Source organism: Enhydrobacter sp. (assembly GCA_025808875.1).
Taxonomy (GTDB): domain Bacteria; phylum Pseudomonadota; class Alphaproteobacteria; order Reyranellales; family Reyranellaceae; genus Reyranella.
In genome coordinates this window covers 2,894,789-2,910,854 of sequence record CP075528.1, presented here as the reverse complement: position 1 = coordinate 2,910,854, position 16,066 = coordinate 2,894,789, and the positions used below count along the sequence as shown (strand labels likewise).

Genomic DNA, 16,066 nt, shown 5'->3' with positions numbered 1-16,066 from the left:
GATGGCGCGCAGCGTGTGCCTCGTGTCGCCGGGCAATCTCGCATCGAACCCGCGCCTCGTGAAGGAAGCGGCGGCGCTCGAGCAGGCGGGATACGACGTGACCACCGTCGTCTGCCGGCAAGCCGGCTCGCTCGCTTCTTACGACGAAGACCTGGCGCGGCGCGCGACGTGGAAGGTGGTGGTGGCGGATCGCGTTCCCACGGAGCGCTTTTGGGGGGCTGCCAGCCGACCGCTGGCGCGGGCGATGGACGGTTTGCGGCTGCCGGTTCCCGTGTCGGTCGCCGCCGCCGCCTACGGAGGACTGGTCCGTACATTGCGCGATGCCGTCGCGCGCGTGCCGGCCGACCTGTACATCGCTCACTATGTTGCCGCCCTGCCGGCCGCGGCGACTGCCGCCGCACGGCATGGCGGCAGGCTCGGCTTCGACGCCGAGGATTTTCATTCGGGCGAGGGTTCCGACGGCGATGAAGACCGGTTTCGCATGCGCATGGTCGAGCGGGTCGAGAGGACCGTGCTGCCGCGCTGCGTCCACCTGACGGCAGCGGCTCCGCTGATCGCAGATGCCTATGCCGACAAGTATGGCGTCGCCGCCGACACGTTGTTGAACGTGTTCCCGCGAGACATGGCGCCGTTCGCTCCGCATCCGGCGTCGACCGGGGCGCTGCGAGCCTATTGGTTTTCGCAGACCATCGGTCCCGATCGGGGGCTTCAGGCCTTCCTTCGGGCAATGGCGCATTGCCGGGCCGACGTGGTGCTCGATGTGCGCGGCGACAATCGGTGGGGACACGGCGATCGCCTGATGGAGCTGGCGCGCGAGCTCGGCGTCGCCGCGCGGGTCAACATCCTGCCCATGGCCGCTCCGGAGGACATGGTCAGGCTGGCCGCCAGCTACGACCTCGGCCTGTCGCTCGAAACCGACGCGACGCTCAACCGGCGCATCTGTCTGACCAACAAGATATTCACCTATCTGCTCGCCGGCGTGCCGGTCCTGTTGAGCGACACGCCGGCGCAGCGCGCGTTGTCGCCCGATCTCGGGCGCGCGGCGCGTCTGATCTCGCTCGACGATCCGCAGGGAACGGCCGGCGTGCTCGACGCGCTGGCGGATCGCACAGCGCTCGAGGCGGCGAAGGCCGAGGCCTGGCAGCTCGGGCAACAGCGGTACAATTGGGACGTCGAGAAGGACGTGCTGTTGCGGTCGGTCGACAGGGCATTCGAGAAGGGCGGTCGGGCATGACGGTCAAGCAGCGCCTCGGTGCGTGGCTGATCCCGCGCTTGCCGGTGAATCCCTGGGTGTTTCGCACGTTCAGGGTCGAGCTCAACGCCATGCTCGTGAGGTTGCTGCATCGCCTTCATCCCGGCTGGGTGAGGCGTCGCCGCGCCCTCGAACGCCAGCGCGGTGCGCTCGTCAACATCGGCTGCGGGCCGTTCGGCCGCGAAGGCTGGCTGAATCTCGATCTGTTCATGGGGCCGGGCGTGACGATGCGCGCCGACTGCCGGCGAAAGTTTCCCCTCGGCGACGCATCCGCCCGCGGCATCCACGTCGAGCACTACTTCGAGCATCTCGAGCCCACGACGGAGCGCCCGCGCTTCCTCGCCGAGTGCCGTCGCTGCCTCGAGCCCGGCGGCATCCTCCGCATCGTCGTACCGGACATGCGCAAATACGCCGAAGCCTACCTCTCGCCAGGGTGGGGCATGCTGAACCGCATAGGCTGCGGCGGTGATGTCCCGGAGAAGACGTTCGCCACCAAGATGGAAGCCTTGAACCACGTCTTCGTGCAGGACGGCGAGCACTATGGCGGCTTCGACGCGGAGTACCTGGGCCGAACGCTGGAGCAGGCGGGGTTCACCGACATCGCGGAGGTGAACTGGCGAGAAGGCCGCTTCCCCGGTGGCGCGATCGATCGCGAACAGCATGCGCCGTACTCGCTCTACATGGAAGCTCGGCGCTGATGCGGATCATCCTGACCGCCGATCCCGAGATCGAGGTTCCGCCCGTCACCTATGGCGGCATCGAGCGGCTGGTCGACGGGCTGGTCAGGGAACTGCGCTCGCGCGGACACCAGGTCTGCCTGATCGCCAAGCCCGGCTCGCAGTGCGAGGCCGACATGTTCTTCGGCTGGCCGGGGCCGCGCTCCCAGTCGGTGCCCGACACGCTGGGCAACACCTGGACGTTGTGGAAGGCGGTGCGCAGGTTCCGACCCGACATCGTCCACAGCTTCTCCCGTGTGGCATATCTGACGCCCCTGCTGCGCGGCCGTGTACCGCTCGTCATGACCTACGAGCGCGAGCCGACGCTGCGGACGGTCGGCATGGCGGTCAAGCTCGCCGCGCGCGGCGTGCTCTACTTCACCGGCTGCAGCGACTACATCGCGAACAACGGGCGCCGCGCCGGCGGGCACTGGGAAGGCATTCCCAACTTCTTCGAAGTCGAGGCCCTCAAGTTCAGCCCGACGGTGGCGCCCGACGCGCCGCTGGTGTTCCTGAGCCGGGTCGAAAGCATCAAGGGCGCGGATTGGGCCATCGAGATCGCGCGGCGCACCGGCAGCCGGCTGATCATCGCCGGCAATCACGCCGAAACGGGGCACGAGGCGGTCTATTGGAAGGAGAAGATCGAGCCCTGGATCGGCCGCGACGGCATAGAATATGTCGGGCCCGTCAACGACGAGCAGAAGAACCGGGTGCTCGGTCAGGCGCGGGCGATGGTGGTGCCCATCCAGTGGAACGAGCCGTTCGGCATCGTCTTTGCGGAAGCACTGGCCTGCGGCACGCCGGTGATCTCCTGCCCGAGGGGATCTCTGCCCGAAATCGTGCGGCAGGGGGTTGAAGGATTCCTGATCCGCTCGATCGACGAGGGATGCGAGGCCGTGGGCAAGCTCCACACGATCGACCGTGCCGCGTGTCGACGCCGCGCCGAGCAGGAATACACGCCGAGAGTCGTCACCGACCGCTACTTCGACCTGTACCGGCGGGCCATCGCCGGCCTGAAGTCGACGTGACGCGGCGCGTGGCGCTCGTTACCGGCCACTTCCCGCCGAGCAATCTCGTCGGTGCCCATCGCGCGCGCCTGTGGTCGCGCTACCTGCCCGAGTTCGGCTGGGAGCCGATCGTGGTGACAGGGGATCCGGACCGCTACGAGGAGCGTCCCGACGCCGACCTAGAGCGGTTGGTAGCGCCCGGCCTGCGTGTCATCCATGCGAAGACCCTGCCGACCCGTCCGCTCAGGCTGGTAGGCGACATCGGCGTGCGCGCCTTCTGGGGATGCTATCGGGCGTTGTCGGATCTGGCGCGCCGCAGAGAGATCGACTTCGTGCTGACGACCATACCGTCGAACTTTCTCGGACCGGTCGGGCGGCTGGTGCGCGCGCGACACGGCATTCCCTACGGCATCGACTACCAGGACCCATGGGTCAATCGCTGGCCGGGGATCGACAAGCCCTTCACGCGCGCCTGGGGGTCCTATCGTCTGGCCTGCCTGCTGGAACCGTGGTCCGTCCGGCACGCGGCATTGATCACGGGCATGGCCCCGGGCTACGCCGCTGGAATGCTCGAGCGCAACCCCGAGGTGGCGAGGCGGGCGGTCACGGCGTTCATGCCGATGGGCCAGGCGCCCGAGGACTACGAGCTCGTGCGCAAGCTCGATCGTCCGACCTTTCTCTTCACCGCCGGCGGCGACCACTTCAACATGATCTACGCTGGCGCGTTGCTGCCGGCCGGACTTCCCGTGCTCGATGCTTTCCTGCGCGGGCTTCGGGCACTTCGTGCCCGGGCGCCCGCGCTCGCCGGGCGCCTTCGGGTTCATTTCGTCGGGACCGGCTCGTCGCCTGACGATCCTCGCGGGCATCAGGTCCTGCCGCGCGCGCGCGAGGTCGGGGTCGCCGACATGGTCAACGAGCATCCGCATCGCATCGGCTATATCGACGCCCTCAACCATGTCGAGCGGAGCGACGCGGTGCTGGTGATCGGCTCGACCGAGCGCCACTACACGCCATCGAAGGTCTTTCAGGCGATGCTGTCGCATCGGCCGGTGTTCGCCATGCTCCATCGTGAGAGCTCCGCCGTCGACATGATCCGCGCGACGGAAGCCGGCAGGGTGCTGACGCTCGACGAGGCGCACTTGCCGGCCGAGGAGGAGGTCGCCGCCGAGCTGGAGACGCTGATCGGCCAACCCGGCCGCTTCGTGTCGCGCCTGGATGCGGCGGCTTTCGAGCCCTATTCGGCGCGGCAGTCGACGCGCCAGCTTGCCGAAGCCCTCGACGCCGCCCATCTTCGGCACTCGCGGATGCCATGAGCCTGCGCATCGGCTTCCTGATCAGTCATCCGATCCAGTACTACGCGCCGATCTTCCGCGAGCTCGCGCGCCGATGTGATCTGGACGTCTTCTTCGCGCACAAGCAAACCGCCTCGCAGCAGGCGAGCGCGGGCTTCGGCGTCGACTTCGAATGGGACGTCGATCTGCTCTCGGGCTATTCGAGCCGCTTCCTCGCGAATGTCGCGCCGACGCCGTCGACGGACCGGTTCGGCGGCTGCAACACGCCGGAGATCGCAGACGCCATCTCGAGAGGAGGCTACGATGCCTTTGTCGTGCCGGGCTGGTCCCTGCGTTCGTACTGGCAGGCCGTTCTGGCCTGCCGTCGGGCGCGCGTGCCGGTGCTGGTGCGCGGCGATTCGCAGCTCGCCGGCCAGCGCGGCGGGCCGATGAGGCTGGCGAAGGCGGCGCTTTTTCCGACCTTGCTGCGCATGTTCGACGGCTATCTCCATGTCGGGAAGCGCAATCGCGAGTATCTGCAACACTATGGCGCGCCTTCCGATCGCCTCTTTTTTTCTCCGGCGTGCGTCGACAACGCCGCCTTCGCCGCCGCCAGCCGAGCCGTCCCGGCGTCGAGGGGCGATGGCGGCCGCATCCTGTTCGTCGGCAAGCTGGTCGGGCGCAAGCATCCGCTCGATCTCGTTCATGCGGCGGCACGGCTCGCCAGCAAGGGGCGGCGAGTGCAGCTCGTCTTCGCCGGATCGGGCGAACTTGCCGCTACGCTCGAGGCGGCGGCACGGTCGAAAGGCGTGCCGGCGCAGTTCCTGGGCTTCGTCAATCAGAGCCGGTTGCCGGCCGTCTATGCCGCCGCCGACGTGATCGTGCTGCCGTCGGACGGGCTGGAGACCTGGGGCCTGGCCGTCAACGAAGCCATGGCCTGCGGCGTGCCGGCGGTCGTGTCGGACATGGTGGGATGTGGCCCCGACCTCGTCGAGCCTGGCCGGACCGGGGAAGTGTTCCCGCTCGGCGACGTCCCCGCCCTGGCCGAGGCGATTTCCCGGGTTCTGGCCTTCGACCGGGCGGCTTGCCGCGACCGATTGGCCGAGCGGATGGAAATCTATTCGCCTAAACGGGCGGCAGAAGGTATCATTGAAGCTGCGAATAGACTTCGCCTGTCCGGAAACCGATGACCATCGCTGCCCTGCCGCGGACCGCTTCGGCGCCGACGCTGGACTACTCGCTGCTGTGCCGCGGCTTCGGTGGCTTCGCGGCCGTGGCCGTGCTGCTCGCGCCGTTTTCCAACGAGCCGTTCGCCATCGCGGTCGGTGGAATCGTGCCGTGGCTGCTGCTGCGGATCGTCGCCACGGACACCATGCCGGCGGCCGTCGCCTACTACTTCATATGGCAATGGGTGCAGGTCTTCGCCCGCGCACTGCAGGCCTGGATCGACGGCCAGCCGATGATCCTGAGCCTGGAGGGGCCGGCCGTGCCCCGCGCCTACTGGTACATGCTGGCGAGCCTCGTCGTCATGGCGTGCGTCGTCCGCCTGATGCTCGGCAGCGTCCGGCGCCCGACTCAATGGGAGCGCACCGCCCACTACTACTGGCAACCGGTCGACCTGATCATCCTCTACGGCGTGGGCTCGGCGGTCGCCATCGTGATGGGCATCGGTGCGCGTTCGGTCGGCTCGCTGGCCCAGCCGCTGATGGCGATCTCGCAGGTGAAGGTCGTGGCGATCTTCATGCTGTTCGTCTACGTCATGTCGACAGGCCGGGGGACGAAGTTCCTGTTCGGCGTCGTGTTGTTCGAGATTGTCATCGGCATCACGGGGTTCTTCTCGAACTTCCGCGGCGTGTTCATCTATCTCGGGATTGCGGCCATCGCCGCGCGGGTGAAGTGGCGCGCGACCACGACGATCGCGGCGGTCACCGGACTGACGGCGCTGGTGGGCCTGGCGCTGTTCTGGACGGCGGTCAAGGTCGACTATCGCATCTACGTCGCGCAGTCCGACGACGCGCAGGCCATCAACGTCCCGCTCAGCGAGCGCCTCGCCTACATCGGAAGCCGGTTTTTCTCGCTCGAGGGACTCAACCTGCAGCAGACCTCGTACACGCTGCTGTCCCGTCTCGCCTATACCGACATCTTCGGCGCGGTGATCGGCGTCCAGGAAGCGCATCCCGAGCCGATTCCCGCGCGGCAGTGGCGCGAAGCCATAGGCCACCTGACGATGCCGCGCTTCCTGTTCCCGGGCAAGGCGCCGCTCTCGGACTCGGAAGTCTACATGCGGCTCGCGCGCACGATATCGCTCGGCGAGGAAATACGGGCCGGCACGTCGATCAGCGTCGGCTACATGGGCGAGAATTTTGCCGATTTCGGATTCCCGGGCATGTTGTTCGGCGTGGCGATGGTCGCCTTCATCGTCGGCGGCGTGGCGCGCATCCTGATGGGCTTCCAGTTGCCCCAGGCGATGCGGGAGGGCGTGCTGATGGCGTTCTTCCACAATGTCTGCCACGACGGAGTCGAGGTCTCGCTGGCCAAGACGCTCGGCGCGACGGTGATGTTCCTGATCGGTTTCCTGCTGTTGAACAAGTTCGTCTTCCCGCGGGTGCTTCAGTGGCTGGAGCTCAGAAGCAGAGCGGCGCGCTACAAGTTGGCGTGATGCGCCTCGCCGTCCGCGTCCCGTAGGCCCAGCGAAGATGGTCGACGTCACGGTGATCGTGCCGACGTTCAACCGGCTGTGGGCGCTGCCGCGTGCGATCGATTCCTGCCGATCGCAGGGGTGCCGCGTCGAGGTGATCGTCGTCGACGATGGCAGCAGTGACGGGACATGGGACTGGTTGCAGTCGCAGGGCGATGTCGTCGGCCGGCGCACCGCCAATTGGGGCAAGGATTGGGCCGTCGTCGAAGCGATGAAGATCGCCACCGGCGAGTATGTGCGCTTCCTCGATTCCGACGACTGGCTCTGCCCCGGCGCCAACGAGGAACAGTTCCAGCTGGGACGGCGGGAAGGCGCGGACGTGGTGCTGGCCGGCTATCAGGATTTCCATGAAGACGCGGACAGGTTGGAACCGCATCCGTGGGTCGACTGCGACGACTTCGTCGCCCAGCAGTTCGGCGAGGCGCCGTTCTCGCACTACTCGGCCTTCCTGTTCCGCCGGGAATTCATCCGGGACATCCCGCATCGTCAGGAGTTCGCGCTGCGCGACGACCGCATGTTCATGCTCGAGGTCGCCATCGCCGGCCCGCGCCTCGCCGTGCACGGCAAGCCCGCTTTCGTGCACCGCCACCATCGCCGCGGCAGGCTTCAGGGCACGCAGGGCTTTCGCCGCACGCTGGCCGACTGGACCACCGTCGCGGTCTATCGCAAGGCGGTCGAGCTGTTGACGGCGAAGGGTGAACTGACGGCACGGCGCAAGCGCGCCGCCGTCCGGTTCATCTGGCCGGTGGTCCGCAGCCTGGCGCAGACCGCGCCGGACGAGGCGGCTGCCGCGGCAGAGTGGATATTTCGGCTCGATCCGGAGTTCGTGCCGCCGGTCCGCCCCAGCATCCGCGCCGGCTATCGGCTGCTGGGTTTCGGGGCGACCGAGCGGTTGATCGGCCTCGGGGGCTTGCTGCGCAAGCCGCCGCCGCGCAGTGTCGAGGGATGAACGAGGCCGTGACGGAAGCCGGCTCGGCCGGCGCGCTGCGGGTGACGCACTGCGTCGGCTTCTATTTCCCCGAGAAGATCGGCGGCACGGAAGTCTACGTGCGCGATCTCGCCACCGCGCTTTCGGGTTTTTCGGTGCACAGCACGGTTATCGCCGCGACCGACCGCAACGCGGAGGAGTACGTCTGGGCGCAGACTCCGGTGGTGCGTTACCCCACCAACTGGGCCGATCTGCGTGGGTATTCGGCCAACGCCGGCCGCGCCGGCCTCACCATGTTCCAGCAGCGCGTGGTCGACGACGCTCCCGACGTCTTCCACCTGCATTCCTGGACCGGCGGCGCCGGCCTGCGGCACCTCGAACAGGTCGCCCAACTCGGCATTCCCTGCGTCGTCACCATGCACGTGCCGTCGGCGCTGTGCCTGCGCGGCACCATGTTGCTCAACGGCGACCGCGCGTGCGACGGCCGCATCCGTGGCCAGCGTTGCACCCAATGCTGGGCGATCTCGCGCGGCCTGCCGGGTCCGCTGGCCTTCGGCGTTTCGCTGCTGCCGCCGATCAACTACATGGGCGGCTCGCTCTCCTCCGTGTGGCACCGCGGCGCGACCATGCTGTCGGGGCGCGCCCTGGCGGCGGAGCAGGCCCACGATCTGCGGGAGATGGCGAGGCACAGCGTGCGCATCGTCGCGCCCAGCCGATGGGTGGCGATGGCGCTGCTCGCCAACGGCATCGACGAGAGGAAGATCGTGGTCTCGCCGCAGGCGGTGGCGGAGGATCTGGCCGCGCGAGGCGCCCGCCGGACGCCGCCGCCGCCGTCGCGCGAGCTCCGTGTCGGCTTCATCGGCCGGATCGAATCGTACAAGGGCGTGCATGTCCTGCTCGACGCGATGAAGCGGCTTCCGCGCGACGTGCCGATCCGCCTGCTGGTCGCGGGCAGCGGCACCGAGCCCGGCTATCTTGCCGAGGTTGCCGAAAAGGGACGGTCGGATGCCCGCGTCGAGTTCCTCGGCTCGATAACGCACGACCAGGTGCCGGCCTTCCTGCAGCGGCTCGACGTCCTCGCGGTGCCGTCGAACTACATGGAAACCGGCCCGCTGGTGGTGCTGGAGGGATTCGCGTTCGGCCTGCCGGTCATGGGGGCCGACCTCGGCGGCATCAGCGAGCGCATTCGCGACGGCGTCGACGGGTGGCTGCTGCCGTTCAACGACAGCTCGGCATGGGCCCGTGCCATGCAGGCGGCGGCGCTCGATCGCTCCGAGATCGCGCGGCGGGTGGCGAACGTGGCGGTGCGGCGGACGATGAAGGATGTCGCCCGCGAGATGACCAATCTCTATCGCGAGATCGCGCAGCCGCTCATATCTCCAGCCGGTTGAACAGCGGCCGGGGGATGTGGCGGACGACGAGCATGATCGCCCGCCAGTACCACGGCGCATAGATCACCGGCCGGCCGCGGTCGATGCCCCGCACGATGGCGCGAGCCACGTCCTGCACCGCGGCGACGCGGCGGCCCTGCGCCTTGGCCGGACCGGCCATCGGCGTGTCGGTGGGCCCGGGCTTGGCGAGCACGACCCTGACGCCGGTGCGGGCGAATCGGTGCTGCATGCCTTCGGCGTAGCGCTCGACGAATCCCTTGGCGGCGCCGTAGCTGTAGTTGGCCTTGCGTCCGCGGTCGCCCGCCACCGAGCCGAGCAGAACGAGCGTGCCGCGCCCGGCGCCCGCGAAGCGGGCGGCGAACGCCTCGGCGAACAGGGCGGGCGAGACGGCGTTGACCTCGATCACGTCGCGGCAGGTCGCGAGATCGTCTTGGCAGTTCGCCTGCGGCGGCAGCCAGCCATGCGCGATCAGGGCGAGGTCGACGGGCGCGGCGTCCCACAGCCGCGCGACGGCGTCATCGATCGCGGCCGGGTCGACGAAACCAGTCTCGGTCACGCCGATGGTCGCGCGCGGATTGCGCGTGCGCAGGTCGGCGGCGATGCGCTCGCCGCGCCCGGCGTCGCGCACCAGCAGCTCGATGTCGACATCCTCGCGCTCGACCCACTGCCGGCAGCAATGCTCGGCGATCGATGAAGTTCCTCCGACGACGACGATTCGCACGCCTCTCTCCACTTCCCGTTCGCCCGGCCCGGCGATTAGCCGTGGTCATCGAGTACAATTCCCAGTATAGGCGAAGCGGGGAATGTCGGTCTCACACAGTTCGATCGGGACGCACTCGAAATGAGGCGGCACACGCAGACGCTCGGCGACGTGGTCGGGCGATCCTTTATCCTTGCCTACCGCGAGGACGTGTCGCCGCTGCAGGCAGCACTCGCCGCCGAAGGCCTCAATCCCATCGTCCAGCGCGCGCGGTACACGGACGAGGAGATGACCTACGCGAGGTGCGCGCGGACGTTCATCAACCATCACATGGCCTGGCAGCGCGCGGCGCAGGAAGACGGCTACACGCTGATCTGCGAATCGGACTTCGTGCCGTGCCGCGGCATGGGCGGGTTCGACGTCTTCTGGCCGACCGCGGATCCGATGGCCTGGGGCTATCTCTACCAGGGCAGCCCGCGCCTCTTCGCGGTGATCGGCACGGAGGCTTTTCTGCGCGGCCATTGCGCGCCGCTCGTCGCCTACGTGGTCAATGCGCCGGTGGCCCGCCTGTTCTGCGAGTTCTTCCAGGACGAGATGGGACGCTACGATCCGCGGAAGTACTTCACGTTCGACGCCCACCTGCAGTGGTTCGCGATGGGGCGGGGCAGCTCCGCCTACATCACGCTCAAGCACTACGGCGAGCATGGCGGTCTGCCCAACCCCGAGCATGCCGAAGCCGGCATGCCGCGCGCCGGCCAGCATCGTGCCGACAACCTTGCCGCACCGCTGCGGTTCCTGCCGCAATACGCGAGAGGCAGCCGGTGGGCCTATGCCGCCGTGCGGGCGCAGTCGCGGTGGCTCGGTCTCGCGCGTCTGCTCGCCAACCGCTGGTTCGTGGCGACCAGGGAGTATCCCGCCTCCCTCGGCGCAAGGCTGCGCATGTTCGGGATTGGCGTGCGACGTCTATGCACCTGAATTGCTGGATCTGACGGTTGAGCAGTCGACGCCCGCTCCCGCTGTTCTACGATGAGCCCGACCCGGACCGATGGTTGCCGGGCGACCGCTATCCGCGACGCCTGGTCCGCCGGATCGTGCGCGGCCCGTGGCAGCCGGGCGGCCCCATGCGGGTGTTCCTCCATCTCATGGCGGGCCTCGACCGGATCGGCGTTCCCTATGTCGTCAACGACTATCGCCACGTGCATGCCGATCCCGGTGGGCTCGTCGGGCTGATCGGCAAGCCGCATATACTGAAGAACTTCGACCGGCAGACGCCGCTGCTGTTCGGATCGTCCATCTACAATCACCCGATCGACGACGAGCACCTGCCGATCCGCCACAACATCCGGCAGGTGCTCGTCCCGAGCGCCTGGGTGCAACGCATGTTCTCGGAGGTATGGCCCGGCCTGGTCACGGTCTGGCCCGCGGGCATCGACGTCGAGCGCTGGCAGCCGGCGCCGGCGGCGAACAAGGACCTCGACATCATCGTTTACGACAAGATCATCCGCGACCGCCCGGAGGTCGAGGATACGTTGATCGATCCGCTGCTCGACGAGCTGCGGCGACGGGGCCTCACGATCGAGCATCTGCGCTACGGCTTCTATCTGGAGGAGCAGTTCCATCGTCTGAGCAGGCGGGCACGGGGCATGATCTACCTCAGTCGCCACGAGACGCAGGGCATCGCCGTCGAACAGATGCTCGCCGCCGATGTCCCGGTGCTCGCCTGGGATCCCGGCGGCGACTGGCAGACGCTCGAATACCTGTTGCGCGGCGTGCGCTACGGACCGGTGACGTCGGTGCCCTACTGGGACGACAGGTGCGGGGTGAAGTTCACCAGCATGAAGGACTTCCAACCGGCCTTCGAGGATTTCTGGACCGGCATCTCGTCGGGACGGTTCTCGCCGCGTCAGATGATCCTCGACAACCACCTGACCCTCGAGGAGAGCGCGGCGGCCTATGTCGCGCTGTTCGACAAGTATTCCTAGGCGCGCCGCACGTAGAAGTCGTTGACGTGAAACTCGCCGGGGAACGTCCGGCGAAAGCCCCACGGCGAATCGCGATCGGGCGCGAAGTGTTCGTCGAGGACGCCGAGTTCCTCGGGTGCGGCGTGCACGTCCGAATTCCAGCCCAGCACCAGCCGACCGCCGGGGCGCAGCGCGGCATGCAGCGCTGCCGCGACGGCGCGCATGGTCGGCGGATCGTCGACCCCGAAGCCGAACACGCCGTTCAGAACGACCGCGTCGAAGTGGCCGTCCGGCCGGTGACGGCCGATCTCCTGCACTTGCGCCACGATGTGGTCGCGTGCGCCCCAGACAGCCACGGCGGGATCGGAATCGATGGTGACGTACTGGTGCGGCGTGCGGGCGAACAGCTTCTCGTAGTGAACTGTGTAGGGCCCCGTGCCGACGAACAGGATCCGCGGGCAGGTCTCGCGCAGCCACGGCAGCACGTCGTGCTCGAGGAAGCGGCGGCTGGCGAGATCGGCGAAGGATTCGTAGTCGCGGTTGACCTCCAGCACCCGCAGGAGGATCCAGCGCTTCACCGGCTTGGGCAGAAGGCTCCGCAGACCGGGCAGCGCCCGGTTGAGCGCATGGCCGAGGCGCGCGAGAACGCCGCCCCCCGTGCTCATCGGAGCGGATCCGATGGCGCGTGGGTCCATTCCTCGCGCCAGTCGGTGACCCGCCCCTCGCGCCCGATCGTGCCGTCGTCGGCCGGCACCAGGAGCGCGGCCAGCCGCCGCGGCAGGAAACGGCGGCACGCCCAGGCGACGGCGAGGTAGGAGCCGCGAAGCGCGAACGGCTGTCGCCGGTCGGCGCGGCGCTGCCAGGGCACGAGGCGGTCGGGATAGCCGCGCGTGGCCGCAAGCCAGGCGCCGTTCTGGCTGACGAACGCGGCCAGCATGCGCTTCTTGCCGGCGATCTCGTCGGGGGCGAGGCGGTACTTGCGCACCCTGCGCCCGTCCATGCCGTCGGCGGGACCGTGATAGACAACGACGCCGAACAGCCAGCGCGCGAGCAACGCGATGGCGCGGTGGGGCGTGAAATGGAGCGACACGTAGGGGCTGTATTCCGGTGCCTCGAGGACCTCGAACCGGTCGTGCTCGGTGACGACCCGATCGAGCAAGCCGACGAGCTGGTCGTGATGCACGTGTCCGCCCTCGAACATCGGCACGACGACCACCGTCGGCTCGAACTCGTCGATGATCGAGCGCAGGCGCGCGACCGCCGCGTGCAGCTTGGCGGGATCGCGCTGGCGCAGCCGCGGCAGCAGGTCGAGATGCAGGAGCGCGTCGGCGGCGACGTCCGCGTCGCGCCACGCCGCGCGTGCCTCCGCGGCCCGGCGTTCCGCCATGCCGGGCAGTTCGTCGGGTGCGAGATAGACGACGCGCGTCGCGCCGCCCAGCCGTCGATTGCGCAGGGCGACGCCGCCGGCGGAGATCGCGCAGTCATCCTCGTGCGGCGCGAGGATGAGAAGACGGGCGGGATGGTCCCAGTCGGCCCAGCGTTCGAGCGCCGGGATGCGCGCCAGGGCGTAGAGGCCGGCGGCGAACAGCACGGAGTAGAGCAGGGCCAGGGCCAGGACGACGAACCACAACCACCCGCTGGCCGCAGCCGCGGCCATCCAGAACAGCGCCGTGACGCCGCCCAGCATCGCCGCGACGATCCACGGCCTGAAGTAGATGCGGATTTTCATTCGTCGCCCCTGACCGGGTCACCTATGCTATGGGAGTTCGACGAACTGCAAGCCCTCGGGCCGTTTCATTTGCGCCTTCTCCACGTCGTCCCCACCTACCTGCCCGCCGTTCGATATGGCGGACCGATCCGCACCGTCCATGCCCTGTGCCGCGCGCTCGTCGAGCGAGGCCACGACGTCCGGGTCTTGACGACCAATGTCGATGGCGAGGGCGACAGCGACGTGCCGCTCAGCCGCGCGGTCGATGTCGAGGGCGTCCAGGTAAGCTACTTTCCCAGTCGCGTGCTGCGCCGCCTCTACTGGTCGCCGCCGCTCCGCGCGGCCGTCGTCAAGGAAGCCGCGCAGGTCGATCTCGTTCACCTGCACTCGGTGTTCCTGTGGCCGCCGTGGATGGCCGCCCGCGTCGCCCGCGCGCACGGCGTGCCCTACGTCGTGTCGCCGCGCGGCATGCTGGTGCCGGAACTGATCCGCCGGAAGAATCGCTGGATCAAGCGGGCCTGGATCGAATGGGCCGACCGCCCCAATCTCGAACGGGCCGCCGCCATCCACACGACGTCCGCCGTCGAGGCGCAGCATCTCGCCACGTTCGGCTGGTCGCTGCCGCCGGTCTTCACCATACCGCACGGCGTCGACGATCCGCCGCCGCGTTCGTCGGAGCCGCTGTCACCGGATATCGTCGCCGCCCTGGCAGGCGAGCCCGCCGTGCTGGCGCTCGGGCGCATCAGCTGGGAGAAGGGGTTGGACCGGCTCTTGGCCGCGCTGCCCCTGGTGCCGCGGGCGCGCGTGGTGATCGCCGGCGACGACGCCGATGGGCACGCCGCCTACCTCGCCACCGAGGCCGCACGCCTCGGCGTGTCGGCGCGCGTCACCATCCTCGCCCGCCACGTCGCGGGCGACGACAAGGAGGCGCTGTTCGGTGCGGCGCGCCTTTTCGCCATGACCTCGCTGTCGGAGAATTTCGGCCTTGCCGCCTTCGAGGCGATGCGCCGCGGACTGCCCGTGCTGGTCACGCCCGATGTCGGCATGTCCGAGATCGTGCGCGAGGTCGGGGCGGGCGTGGTCGTCGATCCGTCGCCGCAGGCCGTCGCCCGCGGTCTCGCCGAACTCCTCGCCGACCCGGACAGGAGCAGGACGATGGGCGAGACGGGCAGGGCCCATGTCATGGCGCACTACGGCTGGGCCGCCGTTGCCGCGCGCATGGAGGAACTCTATCGCTCGGCGTTGGCGCCTCGATCGCGAATTGCGGCGGCCGCATGAGCGACCTGTTGGCGAACAGTCCGTTCGACCGGGCGACGGAACGTCGGATCGTCATCATGGCCGACTGGCTGCCACCCGATTTCGGTGCTGTCGGGCAGTACATGCAGATGCGGGCGGAGGCCCTGGCGCGACAGGGGCACGACGTGACTCTGATCGGGCTGTCGACCGCGCCGAGCGTAACCCGGGCTCAACCCATAGGAGAAGGTCTCCTCACCGAGATCCGTCTTCAGGCGAGCGAAGTGCCGCGGCGTTCCCTCGTCGTGCGCCTGCTGTGGACGATCTGGACCAATCTGCGTCTGGTCGCGGCGGGTTTCGGCCAGCTGCGTGCCGCCGACGGCATTCTCTTCACGGGATCGCCGCCCTTCCTCATTCACCTGCTGGCGCCGCTCAAGCTCTTGCTGAAGGGGCGGTTGGTCTATCGCATCACCGATTTCCATCCCGAGTGCCTGATCGCCGCACGCGACCACCCGTCCAGGTTGCTGTCGATGCTGCTGGCGTTGACCAACTTCTGGCGACGCCGCGTCGATCGTTTCGAAGTCCTCGGGCTCGACCAGTTAAGGCGCCTGCGCGCGACGGGCATTCCCGAGGAGCGCATCGTGCTGGTGCGCGATGGCTCGCCCGTGACGTTCGAGGCAGGGCAGCTTCCCGAGCCGTTGCCGTCGGACCTCGCGGGATCCTGCGTGCTGCTCTACTCGGGCAATTACGGCGTCGCCCATGAAGTGGAGACGGTCGCCGAAGGCTATCGCCTGCACCATCGGCAAGGTTCAGGCCGCGTGCGTCTGTGGCTGAGTGCGACGGGGGCGGGGGCGGCCGAGCTGACCGACCGGTTCGCCGCGATGGGATTGCCGTTCCACCGATCCGCGCCGGTGCCGCTCGAGCGGCTGCCCGGATTGCTGGTCGCCCCCGACGCTCATCTCGTCACGCTCAAGGATGGCTTCGTCGGCTTCGTGATGCCGTCGAAGATCTATGCGTGCGTCGCCTCGAAACGACCGATTCTGTTCGTCGGCAGCGCCGAATCGGACGTCGATCTGCTGGCGCGAGAGGGTCGCGCGGCCTATTGGCGGGTCGATTGCGGCAACGCGCCCGGATTTGCGGCGGCGCTGGAGGCGATGGCCGACGAAGCTGACAAATTGCGCCGAAACTTGGGCTAAGCGCC

At 68.5% G+C, this 16,066-nt stretch carries 15 protein-coding genes; 12 read left to right on the top strand and 3 right to left on the bottom strand.

The window, feature by feature from the left end:
• Position 1 precedes the first annotated feature (1 nt).
• The 8 genes from KIT25_14445 to KIT25_14410 are packed head-to-tail and all read left to right on the top strand — an operon-like array spanning position 2 to position 9,263.
• Positions 2–1,234 carry a hypothetical protein gene (locus KIT25_14445; GenBank protein ID UYN93260.1) on the top strand — a complete coding sequence of 411 codons (1,233 nt, stop codon included), beginning with the start codon at positions 2–4 and terminating at the stop codon, positions 1,232–1,234.
• The gene (locus KIT25_14440; protein ID UYN93259.1) at positions 1,231–1,950 is read left to right on the top strand and encodes a methyltransferase domain-containing protein; all 720 of its coding nucleotides are present in this window, start codon (positions 1,231–1,233) and stop codon (positions 1,948–1,950) included. The genes KIT25_14445 and KIT25_14440 overlap by 4 nt, the downstream gene beginning before the upstream one ends.
• Complete coding sequence (locus KIT25_14435; GenBank protein UYN93258.1) at positions 1,950–2,996, top strand: glycosyltransferase; 1,047 nt, start codon at positions 1,950–1,952, stop codon at positions 2,994–2,996. The genes KIT25_14440 and KIT25_14435 overlap by 1 nt, the downstream gene beginning before the upstream one ends.
• Positions 2,993–4,288, top strand: coding sequence for a hypothetical protein (locus KIT25_14430; protein ID UYN93257.1), 1,296 nt, complete (start codon positions 2,993–2,995; stop codon positions 4,286–4,288). The genes KIT25_14435 and KIT25_14430 overlap by 4 nt, the downstream gene beginning before the upstream one ends.
• Positions 4,285–5,436 carry a glycosyltransferase family 4 protein gene (locus KIT25_14425; GenBank protein UYN93256.1) on the top strand — a complete coding sequence of 384 codons (1,152 nt, stop codon included), beginning with the start codon at positions 4,285–4,287 and terminating at the stop codon, positions 5,434–5,436. The genes KIT25_14430 and KIT25_14425 overlap by 4 nt, the downstream gene beginning before the upstream one ends.
• On the top strand, positions 5,433–6,905 hold the full coding sequence (locus KIT25_14420; protein ID UYN93255.1) for a hypothetical protein: 1,473 nt from the start codon (positions 5,433–5,435) through the stop codon (positions 6,903–6,905). Before KIT25_14425 ends, KIT25_14420 begins: the two co-directional genes overlap by 4 nt.
• Positions 6,906–6,942: 37 nt before the next feature.
• Entirely contained in the window at positions 6,943–7,893 is a 951-nt protein-coding gene (locus KIT25_14415; GenBank protein ID UYN93254.1) for a glycosyltransferase family 2 protein, read from the top strand.
• The gene (locus KIT25_14410) at positions 7,890–9,263 is read left to right on the top strand and encodes a glycosyltransferase (protein ID UYN93253.1); all 1,374 of its coding nucleotides are present in this window, start codon (positions 7,890–7,892) and stop codon (positions 9,261–9,263) included. Before KIT25_14415 ends, KIT25_14410 begins: the two co-directional genes overlap by 4 nt.
• Here KIT25_14410 and KIT25_14405 read toward each other — a convergent pair.
• Complete coding sequence (locus KIT25_14405) at positions 9,244–9,984, bottom strand: SDR family NAD(P)-dependent oxidoreductase (GenBank protein ID UYN93252.1); 741 nt, start codon at positions 9,982–9,984, stop codon at positions 9,244–9,246. The genes KIT25_14410 and KIT25_14405 overlap by 20 nt on opposite strands.
• A 120-nt stretch (positions 9,985–10,104) precedes the next feature.
• Between KIT25_14405 and KIT25_14400 the strand changes: the two genes are divergently transcribed.
• Both KIT25_14400 and KIT25_14395 read left to right on the top strand, forming a co-directional pair.
• Positions 10,105–10,938, top strand: a complete 834-nt coding sequence (locus tag KIT25_14400) for a hypothetical protein (protein UYN93251.1) — start codon at positions 10,105–10,107, stop codon at positions 10,936–10,938.
• Between the two features lie 17 nt (positions 10,939–10,955).
• Positions 10,956–11,945, top strand: a complete 990-nt coding sequence (locus tag KIT25_14395; protein ID UYN93250.1) for a glycosyltransferase — start codon at positions 10,956–10,958, stop codon at positions 11,943–11,945.
• On the opposite strand, the gene KIT25_14390 is transcribed toward KIT25_14395, so the two are convergent.
• Positions 11,942–12,589 carry a methyltransferase domain-containing protein gene (locus KIT25_14390; protein UYN93249.1) on the bottom strand — a complete coding sequence of 216 codons (648 nt, stop codon included), beginning with the start codon at positions 12,587–12,589 and terminating at the stop codon, positions 11,942–11,944. The two genes, KIT25_14395 and KIT25_14390, sit on opposite strands and share 4 nt — an antisense overlap.
• Positions 12,586–13,653, bottom strand: coding sequence for a PIG-L family deacetylase (locus tag KIT25_14385; protein ID UYN93248.1), 1,068 nt, complete (start codon positions 13,651–13,653; stop codon positions 12,586–12,588). Before KIT25_14385 ends, KIT25_14390 begins: the two co-directional genes overlap by 4 nt.
• 69 nt (positions 13,654–13,722) lie before the next feature.
• Between KIT25_14385 and KIT25_14380 the strand changes: the two genes are divergently transcribed.
• Complete coding sequence (locus KIT25_14380) at positions 13,723–14,910, top strand: glycosyltransferase (protein ID UYN93247.1); 1,188 nt, start codon at positions 13,723–13,725, stop codon at positions 14,908–14,910.
• On the top strand, positions 14,907–16,061 hold the full coding sequence (locus tag KIT25_14375) for a hypothetical protein (protein UYN93246.1): 1,155 nt from the start codon (positions 14,907–14,909) through the stop codon (positions 16,059–16,061). Before KIT25_14380 ends, KIT25_14375 begins: the two co-directional genes overlap by 4 nt.
• Positions 16,062–16,066: the final 5 nt, after the last annotated feature.